General features: G+C 64.1%; 18 protein-coding genes. 5 read left to right on the forward strand and 13 right to left on the reverse strand.

The window, feature by feature from the left end:
* Nucleotides 1-912, reverse strand: coding sequence for an alpha/beta fold hydrolase (locus A7A77_RS04280; RefSeq protein WP_245638389.1), 912 nt, complete (start codon nt 910-912; stop codon nt 1-3).
* A 67-nt stretch (nt 913-979) separates the two neighbouring features.
* Here A7A77_RS04280 and A7A77_RS04285 point away from each other — a divergent pair, with 67 nt between their 5' ends.
* Nucleotides 980-2,386, forward strand: coding sequence for a protein adenylyltransferase SelO family protein (locus A7A77_RS04285; RefSeq protein ID WP_066554105.1), 1,407 nt, complete (start codon nt 980-982; stop codon nt 2,384-2,386).
* Nucleotides 2,387-2,452: 66 nt separating this feature from the next.
* Here the strand turns inward: A7A77_RS04285 and A7A77_RS04290 are convergent, their stop codons facing one another.
* Nucleotides 2,453-2,905: a glycine zipper 2TM domain-containing protein gene (locus A7A77_RS04290; protein WP_066554107.1), complete on the reverse strand. Its 453-nt coding sequence runs from the start codon at nt 2,903-2,905 to the stop codon at nt 2,453-2,455.
* A 147-nt stretch (nt 2,906-3,052) separates the two neighbouring features.
* Here A7A77_RS04290 and rarD point away from each other — a divergent pair, with 147 nt between their 5' ends.
* Entirely contained in the window at nt 3,053-3,961 is a 909-nt protein-coding gene (gene rarD / locus A7A77_RS04295) for an EamA family transporter RarD (protein ID WP_066554110.1), read from the forward strand.
* Between the two features lie 12 nt (nt 3,962-3,973).
* On the opposite strand, the gene A7A77_RS04300 is transcribed toward rarD, so the two are convergent.
* Nucleotides 3,974-5,320, reverse strand: a complete 1,347-nt coding sequence (locus A7A77_RS04300) for a dihydroorotase (protein ID WP_066554112.1) — start codon at nt 5,318-5,320, stop codon at nt 3,974-3,976.
* A gap of 46 nt (nt 5,321-5,366) precedes the next feature.
* On the opposite strand from A7A77_RS04300, the gene ygfZ reads away from it, so the two are divergent.
* Entirely contained in the window at nt 5,367-6,131 is a 765-nt protein-coding gene (ygfZ, locus tag A7A77_RS04305; RefSeq protein WP_066554508.1) for a CAF17-like 4Fe-4S cluster assembly/insertion protein YgfZ, read from the forward strand.
* Nucleotide 6,132: 1 nt separating this feature from the next.
* Here ygfZ and A7A77_RS04310 read toward each other — a convergent pair whose 3' ends face one another.
* Nucleotides 6,133-6,729 carry a TetR/AcrR family transcriptional regulator gene (locus tag A7A77_RS04310; RefSeq protein ID WP_066554114.1) on the reverse strand — a complete coding sequence of 199 codons (597 nt, stop codon included), beginning with the start codon at nt 6,727-6,729 and terminating at the stop codon, nt 6,133-6,135.
* A gap of 34 nt (nt 6,730-6,763) precedes the next feature.
* Between A7A77_RS04310 and A7A77_RS04315 the strand changes: the two genes are divergently transcribed.
* Nucleotides 6,764-7,621, forward strand: a complete 858-nt coding sequence (locus A7A77_RS04315) for a metal-dependent hydrolase (RefSeq protein WP_425388541.1) — start codon at nt 6,764-6,766, stop codon at nt 7,619-7,621.
* A gap of 6 nt (nt 7,622-7,627) precedes the next feature.
* On the opposite strand, the gene A7A77_RS04320 is transcribed toward A7A77_RS04315, so the two are convergent.
* The 3 genes from A7A77_RS04320 to rplU all read right to left on the reverse strand — a co-directional run bounded on the left by A7A77_RS04320 (nt 7,628) and on the right by rplU (nt 8,831).
* Complete coding sequence (locus tag A7A77_RS04320; protein ID WP_066554116.1) at nt 7,628-7,969, reverse strand: hypothetical protein; 342 nt, start codon at nt 7,967-7,969, stop codon at nt 7,628-7,630.
* A 206-nt stretch (nt 7,970-8,175) separates the two neighbouring features.
* A complete protein-coding gene (rpmA, locus tag A7A77_RS04325) occupies nt 8,176-8,445 on the reverse strand; it encodes a 50S ribosomal protein L27 (protein ID WP_066554119.1) in 270 nt (89 codons plus the stop codon).
* A 32-nt stretch (nt 8,446-8,477) separates the two neighbouring features.
* The gene (gene rplU, locus A7A77_RS04330; RefSeq protein WP_066554121.1) at nt 8,478-8,831 is read right to left on the reverse strand and encodes a 50S ribosomal protein L21; all 354 of its coding nucleotides are present in this window, start codon (nt 8,829-8,831) and stop codon (nt 8,478-8,480) included.
* A 270-nt stretch (nt 8,832-9,101) separates the two neighbouring features.
* Between rplU and A7A77_RS04335 the strand changes: the two genes are divergently transcribed.
* Nucleotides 9,102-9,629, forward strand: a complete 528-nt coding sequence (locus A7A77_RS04335) for a hypothetical protein (protein ID WP_245638390.1) — start codon at nt 9,102-9,104, stop codon at nt 9,627-9,629.
* Here A7A77_RS04335 and A7A77_RS04340 read toward each other — a convergent pair.
* The 6 genes from A7A77_RS04340 to A7A77_RS04365 are packed head-to-tail and all read right to left on the reverse strand — an operon-like array spanning nt 9,626 to nt 12,964.
* Nucleotides 9,626-10,084, reverse strand: a complete 459-nt coding sequence (locus A7A77_RS04340) for a molybdenum cofactor biosynthesis protein MoaE (RefSeq protein WP_066554123.1) — start codon at nt 10,082-10,084, stop codon at nt 9,626-9,628. The two genes, A7A77_RS04335 and A7A77_RS04340, sit on opposite strands and share 4 nt — an antisense overlap.
* Nucleotide 10,085: 1 nt before the next feature.
* Entirely contained in the window at nt 10,086-10,331 is a 246-nt protein-coding gene (locus A7A77_RS04345) for a MoaD/ThiS family protein (RefSeq protein WP_066554131.1), read from the reverse strand.
* A gap of 1 nt (nt 10,332) precedes the next feature.
* Nucleotides 10,333-11,355 (reverse strand): GTP 3',8-cyclase MoaA, encoded by a 1,023-nt coding sequence (gene moaA / locus A7A77_RS04350; protein ID WP_066554133.1) that lies wholly within the window; start codon nt 11,353-11,355, stop codon nt 10,333-10,335.
* A gap of 18 nt (nt 11,356-11,373) precedes the next feature.
* On the reverse strand, nt 11,374-11,700 hold the full coding sequence (locus A7A77_RS04355) for a Rossmann fold domain-containing protein (protein WP_245638391.1): 327 nt from the start codon (nt 11,698-11,700) through the stop codon (nt 11,374-11,376).
* The gene (locus tag A7A77_RS04360; protein ID WP_066554135.1) at nt 11,697-12,068 is read right to left on the reverse strand and encodes a dihydroneopterin aldolase; all 372 of its coding nucleotides are present in this window, start codon (nt 12,066-12,068) and stop codon (nt 11,697-11,699) included. The genes A7A77_RS04355 and A7A77_RS04360 overlap by 4 nt, the downstream gene beginning before the upstream one ends.
* Nucleotides 12,065-12,964, reverse strand: coding sequence for a class I SAM-dependent methyltransferase (locus A7A77_RS04365; RefSeq protein WP_066554137.1), 900 nt, complete (start codon nt 12,962-12,964; stop codon nt 12,065-12,067). Before A7A77_RS04365 ends, A7A77_RS04360 begins: the two co-directional genes overlap by 4 nt.
* Nucleotides 12,965-12,971: the final 7 nt, after the last annotated feature.

Here is a 12,971-nt window from a genome sequence, read left to right on the forward strand (position 1 = left end):
CTAGTCGCCCTTGGCCGGAACGGAAAGCCGCTCGTCGAACAGCCGGTCGATCGCCTCAAGCACGCCTGCCTCGTCCAGCATGGGCAAGTGGCCGACGCGCGGCACTTCCACCAGTTCGACGCCCGGCATCCTGTCTGCCATTTCCCGCGCGGTCCTGCCCGAAAGAATGTCAGAAAGCTCACCCCGCACGACCAGCACCGGCTTGCCTGCCAAGGCATCGAAGCAGCGCCACATCGCGTCGACATCGACTTCCACCGCAGTGCCATCGAAGGCATCGCCGATGCGCATGTCGTAATCATATGTGATGCGCCCGTTGCTGCCCAGTTCCATGGCGCGCTTCGCCTCTGCGATCCATTCCGAAAGCTTCCAGTCGGGATAGACCTCGCCGCGCGTTTCCTCCATCGCGCGGGCCGCGTGCATCCATGTCGGATAGCTGCGCTGCACGCCGACATATTCGGCAATACGGGCAAGGCCCCGCGCCTCTATCGCCGGGCCGATGTCGTTCAGCACCGCGCCTGCGATTCGCTGCGGCTCGAACGCGGCGAACAGCATCGTCACCAGCCCGCCCAGCGAACTGCCCACGAAGCCGGCGCGTTGGATGCCAAGTTCCGCGAAAAGGCGCTGCAGGTCCTGCACATATTGCAACGGCACATATGTTGCCGGATCGCGGGCATATTCACTGTCGCCACGCCCGCGCAATTCGACGCAGATCACCCGCCTGCGCATCGACAGGTGTTGTGCCAGATCGTGAAAATCGCGCGCGTTGCGGGTAAGGCCGGGGATACAGACCACCGGCACCGCACCGCTTCCATCCGGCCCCGGATAGTCACGGTAATGCAAGGCGAGACCATCCTCGCTTTGCCAATATCCATCGCGCCAGCCGCCGGCTGCGGCGGCCTGTTCCATTGTCATTCGCGTGAAATCCCATGCCCCAGCCCCGCAACTTGCGCACGGGTCGTTCAAGTCCCACTATTGCGGCATGACAGGCGAACCGCAACCTTCCAACTACCGTCCAGACACACCGATTGAAAAGATTGCCGAATGGATCGCCGATCCTGTGGCCGCTGCCGACTTCCCGAAAACGCTGCTGCGCTTCCGCAACCGGCGGTGGGATGGCGCGGTCGGGCTGGACACTCTGGACGACGAGGCATGGGCGCGGCACTTTGGCCGGTTCGAGGCTTTGGCAGGCAACCTGCCCTGCCCGCTGGCACTGCGCTATCACGGGCATCAGTTCCGCAACTACAATCCCGACATCGGTGACGGGCGCGGGTTCCTGTTCGCGCAGATGCGCGATGGCGCAGGCCGCCTGCTGGACCTTGGCACCAAGGGTTCGGGGCAGACACCGTATAGCCGCTTCGGAGACGGCCGGCTGACGCTGAAAGGCGCGGTGCGCGAGATTCTGGCGACGGAAATGCTTGAGGCACTGGGCGTGAATACCTCGAAGACGTTTTCGGTGATCGAAACGGGGGAGAGCCTGCAACGCAACGACGAACCTTCGCCCACCCGTTCGGCGGTGATGGTGCGGCTGAGCCACGGGCATATCCGCATCGGCAGTTTCCAGCGCCTCGCCGCACTGGGCGATAACGAACACCTTGCCGCGCTGGTGGACTATGCATTGGCGCAGTATCCCGGCCCGACCCCGCCACAGGATGCACCCGGGCGAGACGAACCGCCCGTGCGCCTGCTGCATCTCGTGGTCGAGCGGCTGGCCGATCTTGCCGCGTCCTATGTCACATCGGGCTTCGTGCACGGCGTGCTGAACACCGACAACATGAACATTTCGGGCGAAAGCTTCGATTACGGGCCTTGGCGCTGGCTGCCGCGGTGGGAGCCGGGTTTCACCGCCGCCTATTTCGACCATGCGGGCCTTTATGCCTTTGGCCGTCAGGCAGAGGCGATCCACTGGAACTGCGCGCAACTGGCCATCGCGCTGCGCCCGATCTGCGAAGCCCCGCCACTTGTTGCCGCGCTCGAACGGTTTCCCGAACTTTTCACGCACCATGTCGCTCGGCGGTTCGCGTGGCGGCTGGGCGCTGGAGGGGCCAGCGAGGAACAGGCCGCGAAGCTCGTCGCAACGGGCGAAGCGGCGCTGGTCGCCAGCGGGATGCAGCCGGACGCCTTTTTCTTGGCTGCGCGGGCGGGAAAGCTGGGCGACGGACCCGAATTTGCCGAGGTGCGCGCCGCACTGGCCGATTGCGGACCTCCCGAATGCGAACACGATTACTGGCGCGACGAAACGGCGCAATCGATGCTGATCGAAGAGGTCGAGGATATCTGGTCGCACATCGACAAGGATGACGACTGGACCGCGCTTGAAGCCAAGGTCACGGCCTTGCGCCGCATGGGTCAGGCCCACGGCCCGGCGCCCGAACCGGCGGGGCACTAGGCGCGAAAATGCGAAGCGCCGCGCCGGCATGACCGGCACGGCGTCGCATCGAACAATCGCGTCAGATCAGCGGCAGCGGGTGTTGCCGCGATCGATCTCCCGGCCAAGCAGGGCACCGCCCGCCGCGCCGAGGATGGCACCAAGAGTGCGATCTCTCGCAACTTCGTTGCCGATCAGTCCGCCGACAGCGCCGCCGATCAACAGGCCGGTCGTGCCATTGTCCTTCTGGCAGTAATAGCGGCCATCGCGGCCCCGCCACACGCGGCTGTCGCGGCGGATGCGATCTCCGCGATAATCGCGGTCGGAATAACGTTCGCCGTAACGGTCATGGCGGTCGTAGCGGTCATACCGGTCGTGCCGACCATAACGGTCACGGCTGTGAGACACGGTTTCCTGCTGATAGACCGATGCGACCGGCGCATCGAATACGGCTGCCTGCGCAACCGGCGCAGCGCCGACGGCCAGCATGGGCGCCGCGGCAAGAACGAGGCCGGCGCGGAAAAAGGGGGAACGGGACATTGGGGTAACTCCGGGAAAATCGTGTTTCAGATCGCACATTCATAAATACCAACCCCAATCTGAACGCCGGAAAAACAGAACGGCTCCACACGCCGGATTGCACGCACGCTCTATCGGTGCCCGCGAATTGCGCCTAACGGGCGGATCGTGAACCGGAAATCCGATCCCCAAAGCCGCAGCGGCGGCTTGCCCTACGCCCTCGGCGCCTATTTCATGTGGGGGCTGATCCCGCTCTATATAGTGCAGCTGAACGGGGTCGACCCATTCCGGCTTGTTGCTTGGCGAGTGGTTTGGACAATCCCGATTTGCGTGGCCGTACTTGCCGTCACGGGTGAGTTCGGAAAGATGAAGGCCGCACTGACAAATCGCACGGCCCTTGGTCTGCTGGCAACAAGCGCGGCCCTGATCAGCCTGAACTGGACAGTCTATGTCGCTGCGGTTCAGGCCGGGGCCTTTTATGCCGCCAGCCTGGGCTACTATATCAATCCATTGATCAACGTCGTTATCGGCACCGTCTTCCTTGGCGAAAGGCTTTCGCGCCTGCAGTGGCTCGCAGTGGCTGTGGCGGCACTGGGCATCGGTATTCTGGCCTTCGCAGCCGCCGCCACGCTTTACATCAGCCTCACCCTGGCACTCAGCTTCGGTTTCTATGGGTTGGTGCGGAAAAAGGTCCATGTGGATGCGCTACCTGGCCTGACGGTAGAGGTGCTGCTTATCGCGCCGATTGCTTGTGCCGGCCTGTGGCTCATTCCGGTCACGACGCGTGATTTCACATCCGACGCATCGACCGCCCTGCTGCTGGTAGGAGCGGGAGCGATTACCGGCGTACCGCTGCTGCTGTTCGCCACCGCAGCCCGGCGCATGACATATTCGGCGCTTGGGTTCACGCAATTCATGGCGCCGACGATGGTGTTCCTGTGCGGGCTGCTCATCTTCCGCGAAGAGTTGAAGCAAGCGCAACTGGCTTGCTTCATCCTCATCTGGTTCGCAGTCGCGCTGTTCTGCGCCGATATCATGCGCAGGGGGCGACGCACGCCCCCTTCCGCGCGGATCTAGGGGCCGAACGCTCTAGAGCGCGTGGGCGAAGCGCAGCGATTCGCCCGTCGCCTTTTCGCCAAGCTGCCCTTCCCACATGGCGGTATTGCCGCGAATGATCGTGCCGATCACGCGGCCCTTAAGCTCCATGCCGGTGAACGGCGACCAACCGCAGCGCGATGCCAGCCATTCTTCGGTGACGGTCAAGCTGCCCTTGCGGTCGACGACGGTGAAATCGGCGTCATAGCCCACCGCGATGCGCCCCTTGCCGACCAGCCCGAAAATCCGCTGCACACCCGCACTGGTCATGTCGATCAGCCGTTCCAGCGTCATGCGCCCTTCGGCCACATGGTTCAGCATCAGCGGCAACAGTGTCTGCACGCCCGGCATACCGCTGGGACTGTTCGGATAGGGCTTGGCCTTTTCCTCCAGCGTGTGCGGCGCATGGTCCGAACCGATCACGTCGGGCACACCCTGCTGCAGCCAGTGCCACAGCCCCTCGACATGCGCCTTGCTGCGGATCGGCGGGTTCATCTGGGCATAGCTGCCAAGGCGGGGATAGGCATCCTCCGCCTCCAGCGTCAGGTGCTGGGGCGTCACCTCGCACGAGGCGATGTCGCGGTGCTGCGCGATCACGGCCAGTTCGGCCGGGGTCGTCACGTGCAGGATGTGGATCGGGCGGTTCGCTTCGCGCGCAAGACGCAGGATACGGCGGGTGGCCAGCATGGCCGATTCGTCGTCGCGCCAGACCGGATGGCTGGACGGATCGTTTTCGACGCGCAGGTCCTTGCGCGCGTTCATCCGCTCCTCGTCCTCGGCATGGATGGCAACGCGGCGGCGGCCCGATGCCAGCACGCGGGCAAGGTTCTCGTCCTCTGCCACCAGCAGGCTGCCGGTCGATGCGCCCATGAAGATCTTTACGCCCGCCGTGCCGGGAATACGCTCCAGCTCGGCAAGGTTCTCCGCATTTTCCGCCGTTGCCCCGACATAGAAGGCATGGTCGCACCACATCCGGTGATGCGCACGCTTCAGCTTGTCATGCACCCGCTCTGCCGTATCGGTGTTCGGGTTGGTGTTCGGCATTTCGAACACCGCGGTAATCCCGCCCAGCACCGCAGCACGGCTGCCGGTTTCAAGGTCTTCCTTATGCTCCAGACCCGGTTCACGGAAATGGACCTGGCTGTCGATGACACCGGGCAAGACATCAAGGCCGGTGACATCGACCTTGCGAACGCCGGGAAAGTCCCCAATTCCCACAATGCGGCCATCGGCCACTGCTACATCGGCCCGGACCGGCCCGGCCGGCGTGTGGACGGTTCCGCCGCTCAGGACCCATTCCGGGCTTTGCAGGGTTTGGGGGGTCTGGATGGTTTCAGTCATGTCGCTTGCTCTAAGCCGCGACGACAGGTTTGGCAAAGGTGGTTTGATGACAGGCGCAGGCGGAACACGGCTTTGCAAGCGGGCAATCATCCGGTTGACGGGGGAACAGGGCCGCGGCGGCGAGGATGTCGCCGAATTCCTGCAGGGCCTTGTCACCAACGACGTGAACGGCCCGCTACCGGTATGGGCCGCGCTCCTCTCTCCGCAGGGCAAGGTACTGTTCGACTTCTTCGTCTGGCCGGCCAGGGATGCTCTGCTGATCGATTGCGAGGGCGAGCATGTCGATGAACTCGTCAGGCGCCTCACGCTCTATCGCCTGCGCCGCAAGATCGACATCGCGGTGGACGAGAAAGTGAGTGTGCATTGGACGGCCCATCCCGGCGACGGCGGGGCCGACGATCCGCGCATGGCCGCGATCGGCCAGCGCTGGCTCGCCCCTGCCGATACCAGCGACGACACTTGTGCCGACGATGCCTACCTCGCCCACCGGCTGGCGCTGGGCGTGACGGAGGGGCGGGCGGAACTGGGCCATGACCGAACGCTATGGCTGGAATGCAATGCCGCCGAACTGCACGGCGTCAGCTTTCGCAAGGGATGCTATGTCGGGCAGGAAAACACCGCGCGGATGAACTGGCGGCAAAAGGTCAACCGCCGACTTGCCGTAGTGCCGATAGAAGCATCGAACGAGGATCGGCGGCGCATGGCCTATCCCGATCTGGCGGTTGCGGTGGAACAGGTTCGCGTGGCCGATGTCGACGTTGCCATCTTCCCGAAGTGGCTGCAGGCCGCGTTGGCGACTGACGAAAGCTAGCTCAGACCGGGACTTTCGCTTCTTCCCCGCGGGGTAGCAGCAGGCGAAGTTGCTGGGCCGCCGTTTCACGCGCGTGTCCGTGCGGCAAATCAAGGGCGTCAGCCAACGTGGGGCCGATCATCGCCTCACCAAGGGCCTGCAGGACAAGCATCATCGTAGCTTCGCGGACCCCTCGCCAGTCTTCGCCCTCTGGTCCAATCTCGTCCACCAGCGTGTGGATCGCTTCGAAAATCGGGTCTAGCGCATCCTCGTTGCCGGATATCGTCATCCAGCTCGCCAGCGCTCCGGCACCCTCGGTATCGAAGGCGTCGAAGACCAGATCGACGACGTCACGTGCCGTTCCGCGACCTTCCCTGCGGGCAGCGACAGCTTGCGCGATCGTGGCGCAAACCGTCTGGCCCAGATGGCCGGCAAGGGCTTTCTGCAAGCCAGCGGCGCTACCGAAATGGTGCAGCAAATTGGAATGGGTACGCCCGACACGCGCGGCGACCGCCTTCAGCGTTACCGCTTGCGGCCCGGCCTCTATCAATATCTCGCGCGCCGCGCGCAGCGCGATCCGGCGACTGTCCGCCGGACTGAGGCGCTTCCTCGTTGACATACCTGTCAGTTCCCTCCACCCTCGGTAACCTATGTTGCGTAGCACAAAAATCGGGGTTCCGACAGATGCTGCGGATCTTGCTGCAACTGCGAAGGCGGCAGACCCGACAATCATCGTGCGGGACCGGCGTTTCTCTCGCCAGCAGCTGTCCGCCCGGTGGTGGGTTGGCGGCGATCCGTTTGCCACTGCCGTGTTCAATTCGCTGTCGCTCAGCTTTCCGCGCGGCGAAGCCTATTTCATAGAATCGGTGCGCGTATTCAGGGATGACGTGGACGAACCGCTGGCCAGCGAAATCCGCGCCTTCATCGCGCAGGAAGTCAACCACAGCCGCGAACACCTTGCCTTCAACCGTGCGGTTGCAGATGCCGGTTACGATACGAAAGGGCTGGACGCGGTGATCGCTGCTGTGCTGGGCGAAGCGCGCAACCGCCCTCCGATCGTGAGCCTCGCCGCGACGATGGCGCTGGAACATTTCACCGCGATGTTCGCACACCTGCTGCTGGTGGACAGGAGCATTCTTGCCAATGCAGATCCCGCCCTTGCCGACATGTGGCGATGGCACGCGATCGAAGAGATCGAGCACAAGGCCGTCGCCTACGACACGTGGCTCCACGCAACGAAAGACTGGCCCCGCTTGCGCCGGTGGAAGGTGAAGGCACTGCTGATGCTGGTCTGCACCCGCAATTTCATGATGCTGCGGTACCAGGGCGCGATCGAACTGCTGCGACAGGACGGGATCACCGGCTGGCGCGCCCACTGGGGCGTTCTTCGCTATGCCTTTGGCAAGCCGGGAATGGTCAGGCGTATCGCATCCGAATGGATCGCGTACTTCCTGCCCGGTTTCCATCCGTGGAACCGGGATGACCGCGCCCTGATCGAAAACGCGGGCTAGGCGCGCTCAGGCCGCCACCAATGGTGGCAGCGCAAGCGTACCGTCATCCAGCGGCGGCAGGCTTCCGGCCAGTTCGGCCAAGGTGTCTTCCGCCTCTCCGAACAGGCCCACGTGCCGCCATGCCGGCGCCAGCCAGAGCTGCGATTCCCACTCACGCTCCAGCGGGCGGAAACCGGCAGTGCCGATCAGCTTCGCACCCCGCGATCCGGGCATGGTTATGACCAGCCCCTTCCCGCCTTTTATGGCGTGCAGGGGATTGTGCCGCGCAGGCACTTCGATGCGGGACAATCCCGCGCGATCTTCCGGCCAGGCCGGACGGAAGAACAGGTTCTCACTACGGATGAACATGACTGCTCGCTCCCTTCAGGCGCGCACCCCTTGGCACACGCACGTTGCAATCGCATGGCAAACCAGGTCCGGATCGACCCGGATGCCATGTGTCGGGAGAGCAAATGAAAAAGGGAGACGGGCTATGGGCCCCTCTCCCTTGCTGGCCGATCCGGTGTGGATCGGCGGGGCCATCCCGTCAGGATGGCCCTTTATCGACCATCCGGTTATTCGGCGGCTTCTGCCATCGCGTCTACCGACACGTACTTGCGGCCAAGCTTGCCGTCGTGGAATCGCACCTGGCCTTCGGCCAGCGCAAACAGCGTGTGATCGCGACCGATGCCGACGTTGGTGCCGGGGTAGAACTTCGTGCCGCGCTGGCGGACGAGGATGTTGCCGCCGACGACCGCTTCGCCACCGAACTTCTTCACGCCAAGGCGGCGACCGGCTGAATCGCGACCGTTGCGCGACGAACCGCCTGCTTTTTTATGTGCCATGGTTTAGTGCTCCGATCCGTGTGGGCAGCCGATCAGGCCGCGTCTTCCGTCTTGTCTTCGGCCTTCTTCTTCGGCGCGGCCTTCTTGGCTGCTCCGACAGAAGTGATGCGCAGCAGGGTCATCTGCTGGCGGTGGCCGTTCTTGCGGCGATAGTTGTGGCGGCGACGCTTCTTGAAAACGATCACCTTTTCCGACTTCGCCTGCGCGATGATCTCTGCCGAAACAGTTACCTTCGAAGCGTCTTCCAGCTTGTCGCCTTCACCAGCGAGCAGGACATCGCCCAAAGTGATCGTGTCGCCAGCTTCACCCGCCAGCTTCTCGACCGCGATCTTGTCTCCTTCGGCGACGCGATACTGCTTGCCGCCCGTACGCACGATTGCGAACATTGTTCACCTGTCTGTTCTGCCGCGATGCCACGACCCGACGTCAGTGCGCCGATGTTGTATCCGTGCCGATCTGCGGACGATTGTTCCGGCCAGCCGCAAACGCGACCTATACCGGAGTGAGCGGTGCCCGTTAATCGAGAAGGCCCGCGATGTCAACGTGCAGCCCGCGGATTCTTGCCCGCAGATTCCCGCCAGCGCCGCGATGCACAACCGCCGATGCGGAAGGTGGGTGCTGGCGGGGACAAATCAAGCTGCTATGGGTGTGCGACGATGCTGAATAACATGCCTTTGATCCGCACCCTGGCAGCGGCCACTGTGATCGTGTCCCTGTCCGCCTGCGCATCCGACGATTCGCTTTACCCTTCACTGGCCCGCCGCGATGCGGAGCGGATGGTCGGCAGCGCCGCTCCGGCCGAACCGGAATTGCCGCCCGCACCGCCCGCCCCGCTGCCGGCGGACCTGCCCGGAAAACTCGCCGCAATCGAAGCAAACGCAGCGAAAGCTCACGCCGTTTTCGTGGAGCGGGAGGCAACAGCCCGCCGCCGTGCCGCACCGGGGGCGGAACCGGGATCGCTGGCATGGTCCGATGCCGAAGTCGCGCTGTCCAGCCTCGAATCGGCGCGCAGCGACACGATGTTCGCATTGGCCGATATCGATTCGCTGCTGGCCACGGGCGCGGTTTCGCAGGCCGATACCGGCGTGAACGCGGGCCTGCCGGAAATTGCGGCGTTGCGTGAACGTATCGCCGATCTCGTCAGTGCAGAGGACGCGGTGTTGGTGGAGTTGCGCGGGCTTTAGGGAACCGCGTTCCAGCGGGTCAGGTCGGCATGGTCCTGATCGCGCGGCTCGACCCACCGCCAGCCTTGCGCGGTCTTCTCCCGCTTCCAGAACCATGCGCTGCTCTTCAGGTGGTCCATCAGGAAGTCGGCGGCCGCAAACGCGTCGCGGCGGTGGCGCGCTGCACAGGCGACCAGCACGATCGGATCGCCCGGCACCATCACGCCAACACGATGGATGGCCATGACGCTCGCAAGCGGCCAGTGCCCTTCGGCCCGACGGACGAGCGCCTCCATTCCCGGCAGGGTCAGCGGTTCGTAATGGCGCAGTTCCAGCGCCTCGACAGGATCGCCGTCCTCTTGCCGCACTTGCCCCAGGAAACTGACGATCCCGCCTGCCGACTGGCTTGCGTGGCTGAACCGTTCCAGTTCGCAAGCCGGATCGAATGCTTCCAGTGCAAGGACGACCCGGCGCATGTCAGCCCCCGCTGACAGGCGGCAGGAACGCCAGTTCGTCGCCATTTCCCGCCAGCACTTCGCCCGCCGCGACGAGATTTCCGTTGAGGGCGATCCGTACCTTGGGAGCACCGATGGCCACGGCCAGTCCGGGCGCCAGCCGCTCGGCAATGCGGGCAAGCGACAGCGGCTCCGCCACGTCGAGCACCATGTCTGGTCCGCCCGCCACGTCTTCCAGCGGGCCGAGGAACAGCAGTGTCAGGCTCATCTCAGCCCCCGGTCACCGACATGTGGCGGGCCAGCGCGGGGGCCTCGCCCTTCTCGCGAATCGCGAATGCGTGGCGGTGGGGCTTGATCGTCATTGCTTCTGTCAGTGCGGCGGCAAGGGCGCCGTCCGGATCGGCGGAGCGTACCGCCGCCCTCAGATCGACCTGCTCTCGCCCGCCAAGGCATGCATATAGCTGACCCGTGGTCGTCACCCGGACACGGTTGCAGCCGTCGCAGAAATTGCCGGTCAGCGGCGTGATCAGGCCCAGCCTGCCGCCGGTTTCGGCGACGCGGACATAGCGGGCCGGCCCGCCGCTGCGATGGCTGTCCTCCGTCAGGGTCCAGCGCCGTTCCAGTTCGGCGCGCACTTGCGTCAGCGGCAGGTACTGGTCGACACGCTCGCCATCGATTTCGCCCAGCGGCATCACCTCGATCAGCGTCGCCTCGTGCCCCTCGCCATGCGCCCAGGCGATGATTTCGGCGATCTCGTCCCCGTTCACGCCTTTCAGCGCGACGGTATTCAACTTGACCGCAAGGCCCGCCGCCTTTGCCGCGGCGATTCCTTCCAGCACTTGTGCCAGCCGGTCACGGCGGGAAAGCTCTGCAAAACGTACAGGGTCCAGCGTGTCCAGCGACACGTTCACCCGCCGGACACCGGCAGCGAACAGGTCATCGGCAAATTCGGAAAGGCGCGTACCGTTAGTGGTCAGCGTCAGTTCGTCCAGATGCCCCTGCCCGTCATCGTTGCCGATCCTGCGGCCCAATGCACGGACGAGGTCGATCATGTCGCGACGGACCAGCGGCTCCCCACCGGTCAGCCTGATCTTGGTAACGCCGCGCGCGATGAAGGCCAAAGCCACGCGGTGCAGTTCTTCCAAGGTGAGAACTTCCGCCCGTGGCAGGAACTGCATCTTTTCGGGCATGCAGTACTGGCAACGCAAGTCGCACCTGTCCGTCACCGAAAGGCGCAAATAAGTGATACGGCGTTGAAAACCGTCGATCAGGGGCGTTCTGTCGGGAGCCATCGCGCTTAGCGTGCCACATCAACCGGCGATGAGCAATTGACCGGTGACTCCGCCGTTTTTCGACAGGAACTCGACCGTTGCAGCGATGCTGGCTTCATCAGCAATCGGATCGGCGGGCGCAACCGCATTCACGCGCAGGGGCGCATACTTGCGGGCAAGAGCGGCAATTGCCTCGCCCCGCCAGCGATGCGGCTTGGCATCGGCATGGTCGAAACGAACGATCAGGCCGTCGCCTTTGGCCAGCGCAGCCTCCAGTTCGGGGAGTATCTCGGCATGGAAACGGGTTGCGGCAGATAGCGGTTCGGCATCGCCCAGCCGTGCCACGATGACCCGTGTTTCCGTCACCGGCGGTACCGCACCAGTGTCATGCCGATCTTCTCGTCCGCCTCCGCAATCGCCAGCTTCACGATCTTCACCTTGACGCGGTTCACTCGCTCGTCCTGCAGGAATAGCGTTTCGCAGATATGATCGCCCACCGCCTCGATCAGCTTGAAGTGCACTCCGGCCGGCAAGGCGTCGGTCGCGGCGAACTTCAGGTTCATGTAATTCTTGCTGGCCGAAAGGTGCGTGTCCGGCTCGTACTTGTCCGCCACTGCGAGGTCGACGGCAATGGATATCCGCAGCGGCTGCGGCTTGCCGGTCTCTTCCGAGTAGATTCCGGTCAGCACGTCGACGACGAGATCCTCGACTTCAAGGGTAAGACTGTCGTTCATCGTTCGCTTTCGTTGTTGACCCAGCGCGCAAAGATCGCGGTGGGCAGGATGCGGCCGCCTTCACCCTGTTCCCGCACGGCCAGTTCGCCATGCTCGATACGCCCCGGCAGGCCGGAGAACGCTTCGGTCAGCAGGCCGGCCAGCGCAAGCGAGCTCATCCTGACGGCATAGGCGGTAAGGAACAGGAAGCGTGATTTGTCGTCCAGCAGAGTGCGGCAATCGGTGACAAGGCCGGGCAGCCCGTCCTCTATCCGCCAGACTTCACCATTGGGACCACGGCCGAACTTGGGCGGGTCGAGGATGATCCCGTCATAACGCTTTTCGCGACGAACCTCGCGCGCGGCAAACTTACCGGCATCGTCGACCAGCCAGCGGATCGGGGCATCGTTCATGCCGGACAGGGCCGCATTGTCGCGGGCCTGCGCAACCGATTTCTTGCTGGCGTCCACGTGCGTCACGCGGCCACGGCGGGCAAGGCTGAGCGAACCGACGCCGGTATAGCCGAACAGGTTCAGCGTTTGCGGATCGGCGACGCCTTCAAGCTGCCGGTCCATCCAGTCCCACACCGGGGCCATGTCGGGAAAGAAGCCGAGATGGCGAAACGGCGTGCACTGCGCGGTGAAATTCACTTCTTGCCACGAAAGCGGCCAGCCATCCTTCGGCACGCGGCCATTGAAATGCCAGCGCCCGCCGCCATCGTCATCGCTGGCGGGCACGAACTCGCCATGCGCCTGCCAGTCCTTCGTGCGCGGTGTCCACATCGCCTGCGGTTCGGGGCGAACGAAACGGTATGGGCCGTATTCTTCCAGCTTGCGCCCATGCCCGCTGTCGAGCAGGCGATAGCCGTCCCAGCCCTCGCCGGTCAGCAGGATCGGTGTTTCGACCAGATCAGCCACCGGGCCT

It is taken from the genome of Croceicoccus bisphenolivorans, from assembly GCF_001634625.1.
GTDB classification, from domain to species: domain Bacteria; phylum Pseudomonadota; class Alphaproteobacteria; order Sphingomonadales; family Sphingomonadaceae; genus Croceicoccus; species Croceicoccus bisphenolivorans.

Coding starts and splice junctions, on each gene's coding strand:
- A7A77_RS04280 (WP_245638389.1), bottom strand. CDS start 912: ATGACAATGGAACAGGCCGCCGCAGCCGGCGGCTGGCGCGATGGATAT.
- A7A77_RS04285 (WP_066554105.1), top strand. CDS start 980: ATGACAGGCGAACCGCAACCTTCCAACTACCGTCCAGACACACCGATT.
- A7A77_RS04290 (WP_066554107.1), bottom strand. CDS start 2,905: ATGTCCCGTTCCCCCTTTTTCCGCGCCGGCCTCGTTCTTGCCGCGGCG.
- A7A77_RS04300 (WP_066554112.1), bottom strand. CDS start 5,320: ATGACTGAAACCATCCAGACCCCCCAAACCCTGCAAAGCCCGGAATGG.
- ygfZ (WP_066554508.1), top strand. CDS start 5,367: ATGACAGGCGCAGGCGGAACACGGCTTTGCAAGCGGGCAATCATCCGG.
- A7A77_RS04310 (WP_066554114.1), bottom strand. CDS start 6,729: ATGTCAACGAGGAAGCGCCTCAGTCCGGCGGACAGTCGCCGGATCGCG.
- A7A77_RS04320 (WP_066554116.1), bottom strand. CDS start 7,969: ATGTTCATCCGTAGTGAGAACCTGTTCTTCCGTCCGGCCTGGCCGGAA.
- rpmA (WP_066554119.1), bottom strand. CDS start 8,445: ATGGCACATAAAAAAGCAGGCGGTTCGTCGCGCAACGGTCGCGATTCA.
- rplU (WP_066554121.1), bottom strand. CDS start 8,831: ATGTTCGCAATCGTGCGTACGGGCGGCAAGCAGTATCGCGTCGCCGAA.
- A7A77_RS04335 (WP_245638390.1), top strand. CDS start 9,102: ATGCTGAATAACATGCCTTTGATCCGCACCCTGGCAGCGGCCACTGTG.
- A7A77_RS04340 (WP_066554123.1), bottom strand. CDS start 10,084: ATGCGCCGGGTCGTCCTTGCACTGGAAGCATTCGATCCGGCTTGCGAA.
- A7A77_RS04345 (WP_066554131.1), bottom strand. CDS start 10,331: ATGAGCCTGACACTGCTGTTCCTCGGCCCGCTGGAAGACGTGGCGGGC.
- moaA (WP_066554133.1), bottom strand. CDS start 11,355: ATGGCTCCCGACAGAACGCCCCTGATCGACGGTTTTCAACGCCGTATC.
- A7A77_RS04360 (WP_066554135.1), bottom strand. CDS start 12,068: ATGAACGACAGTCTTACCCTTGAAGTCGAGGATCTCGTCGTCGACGTG.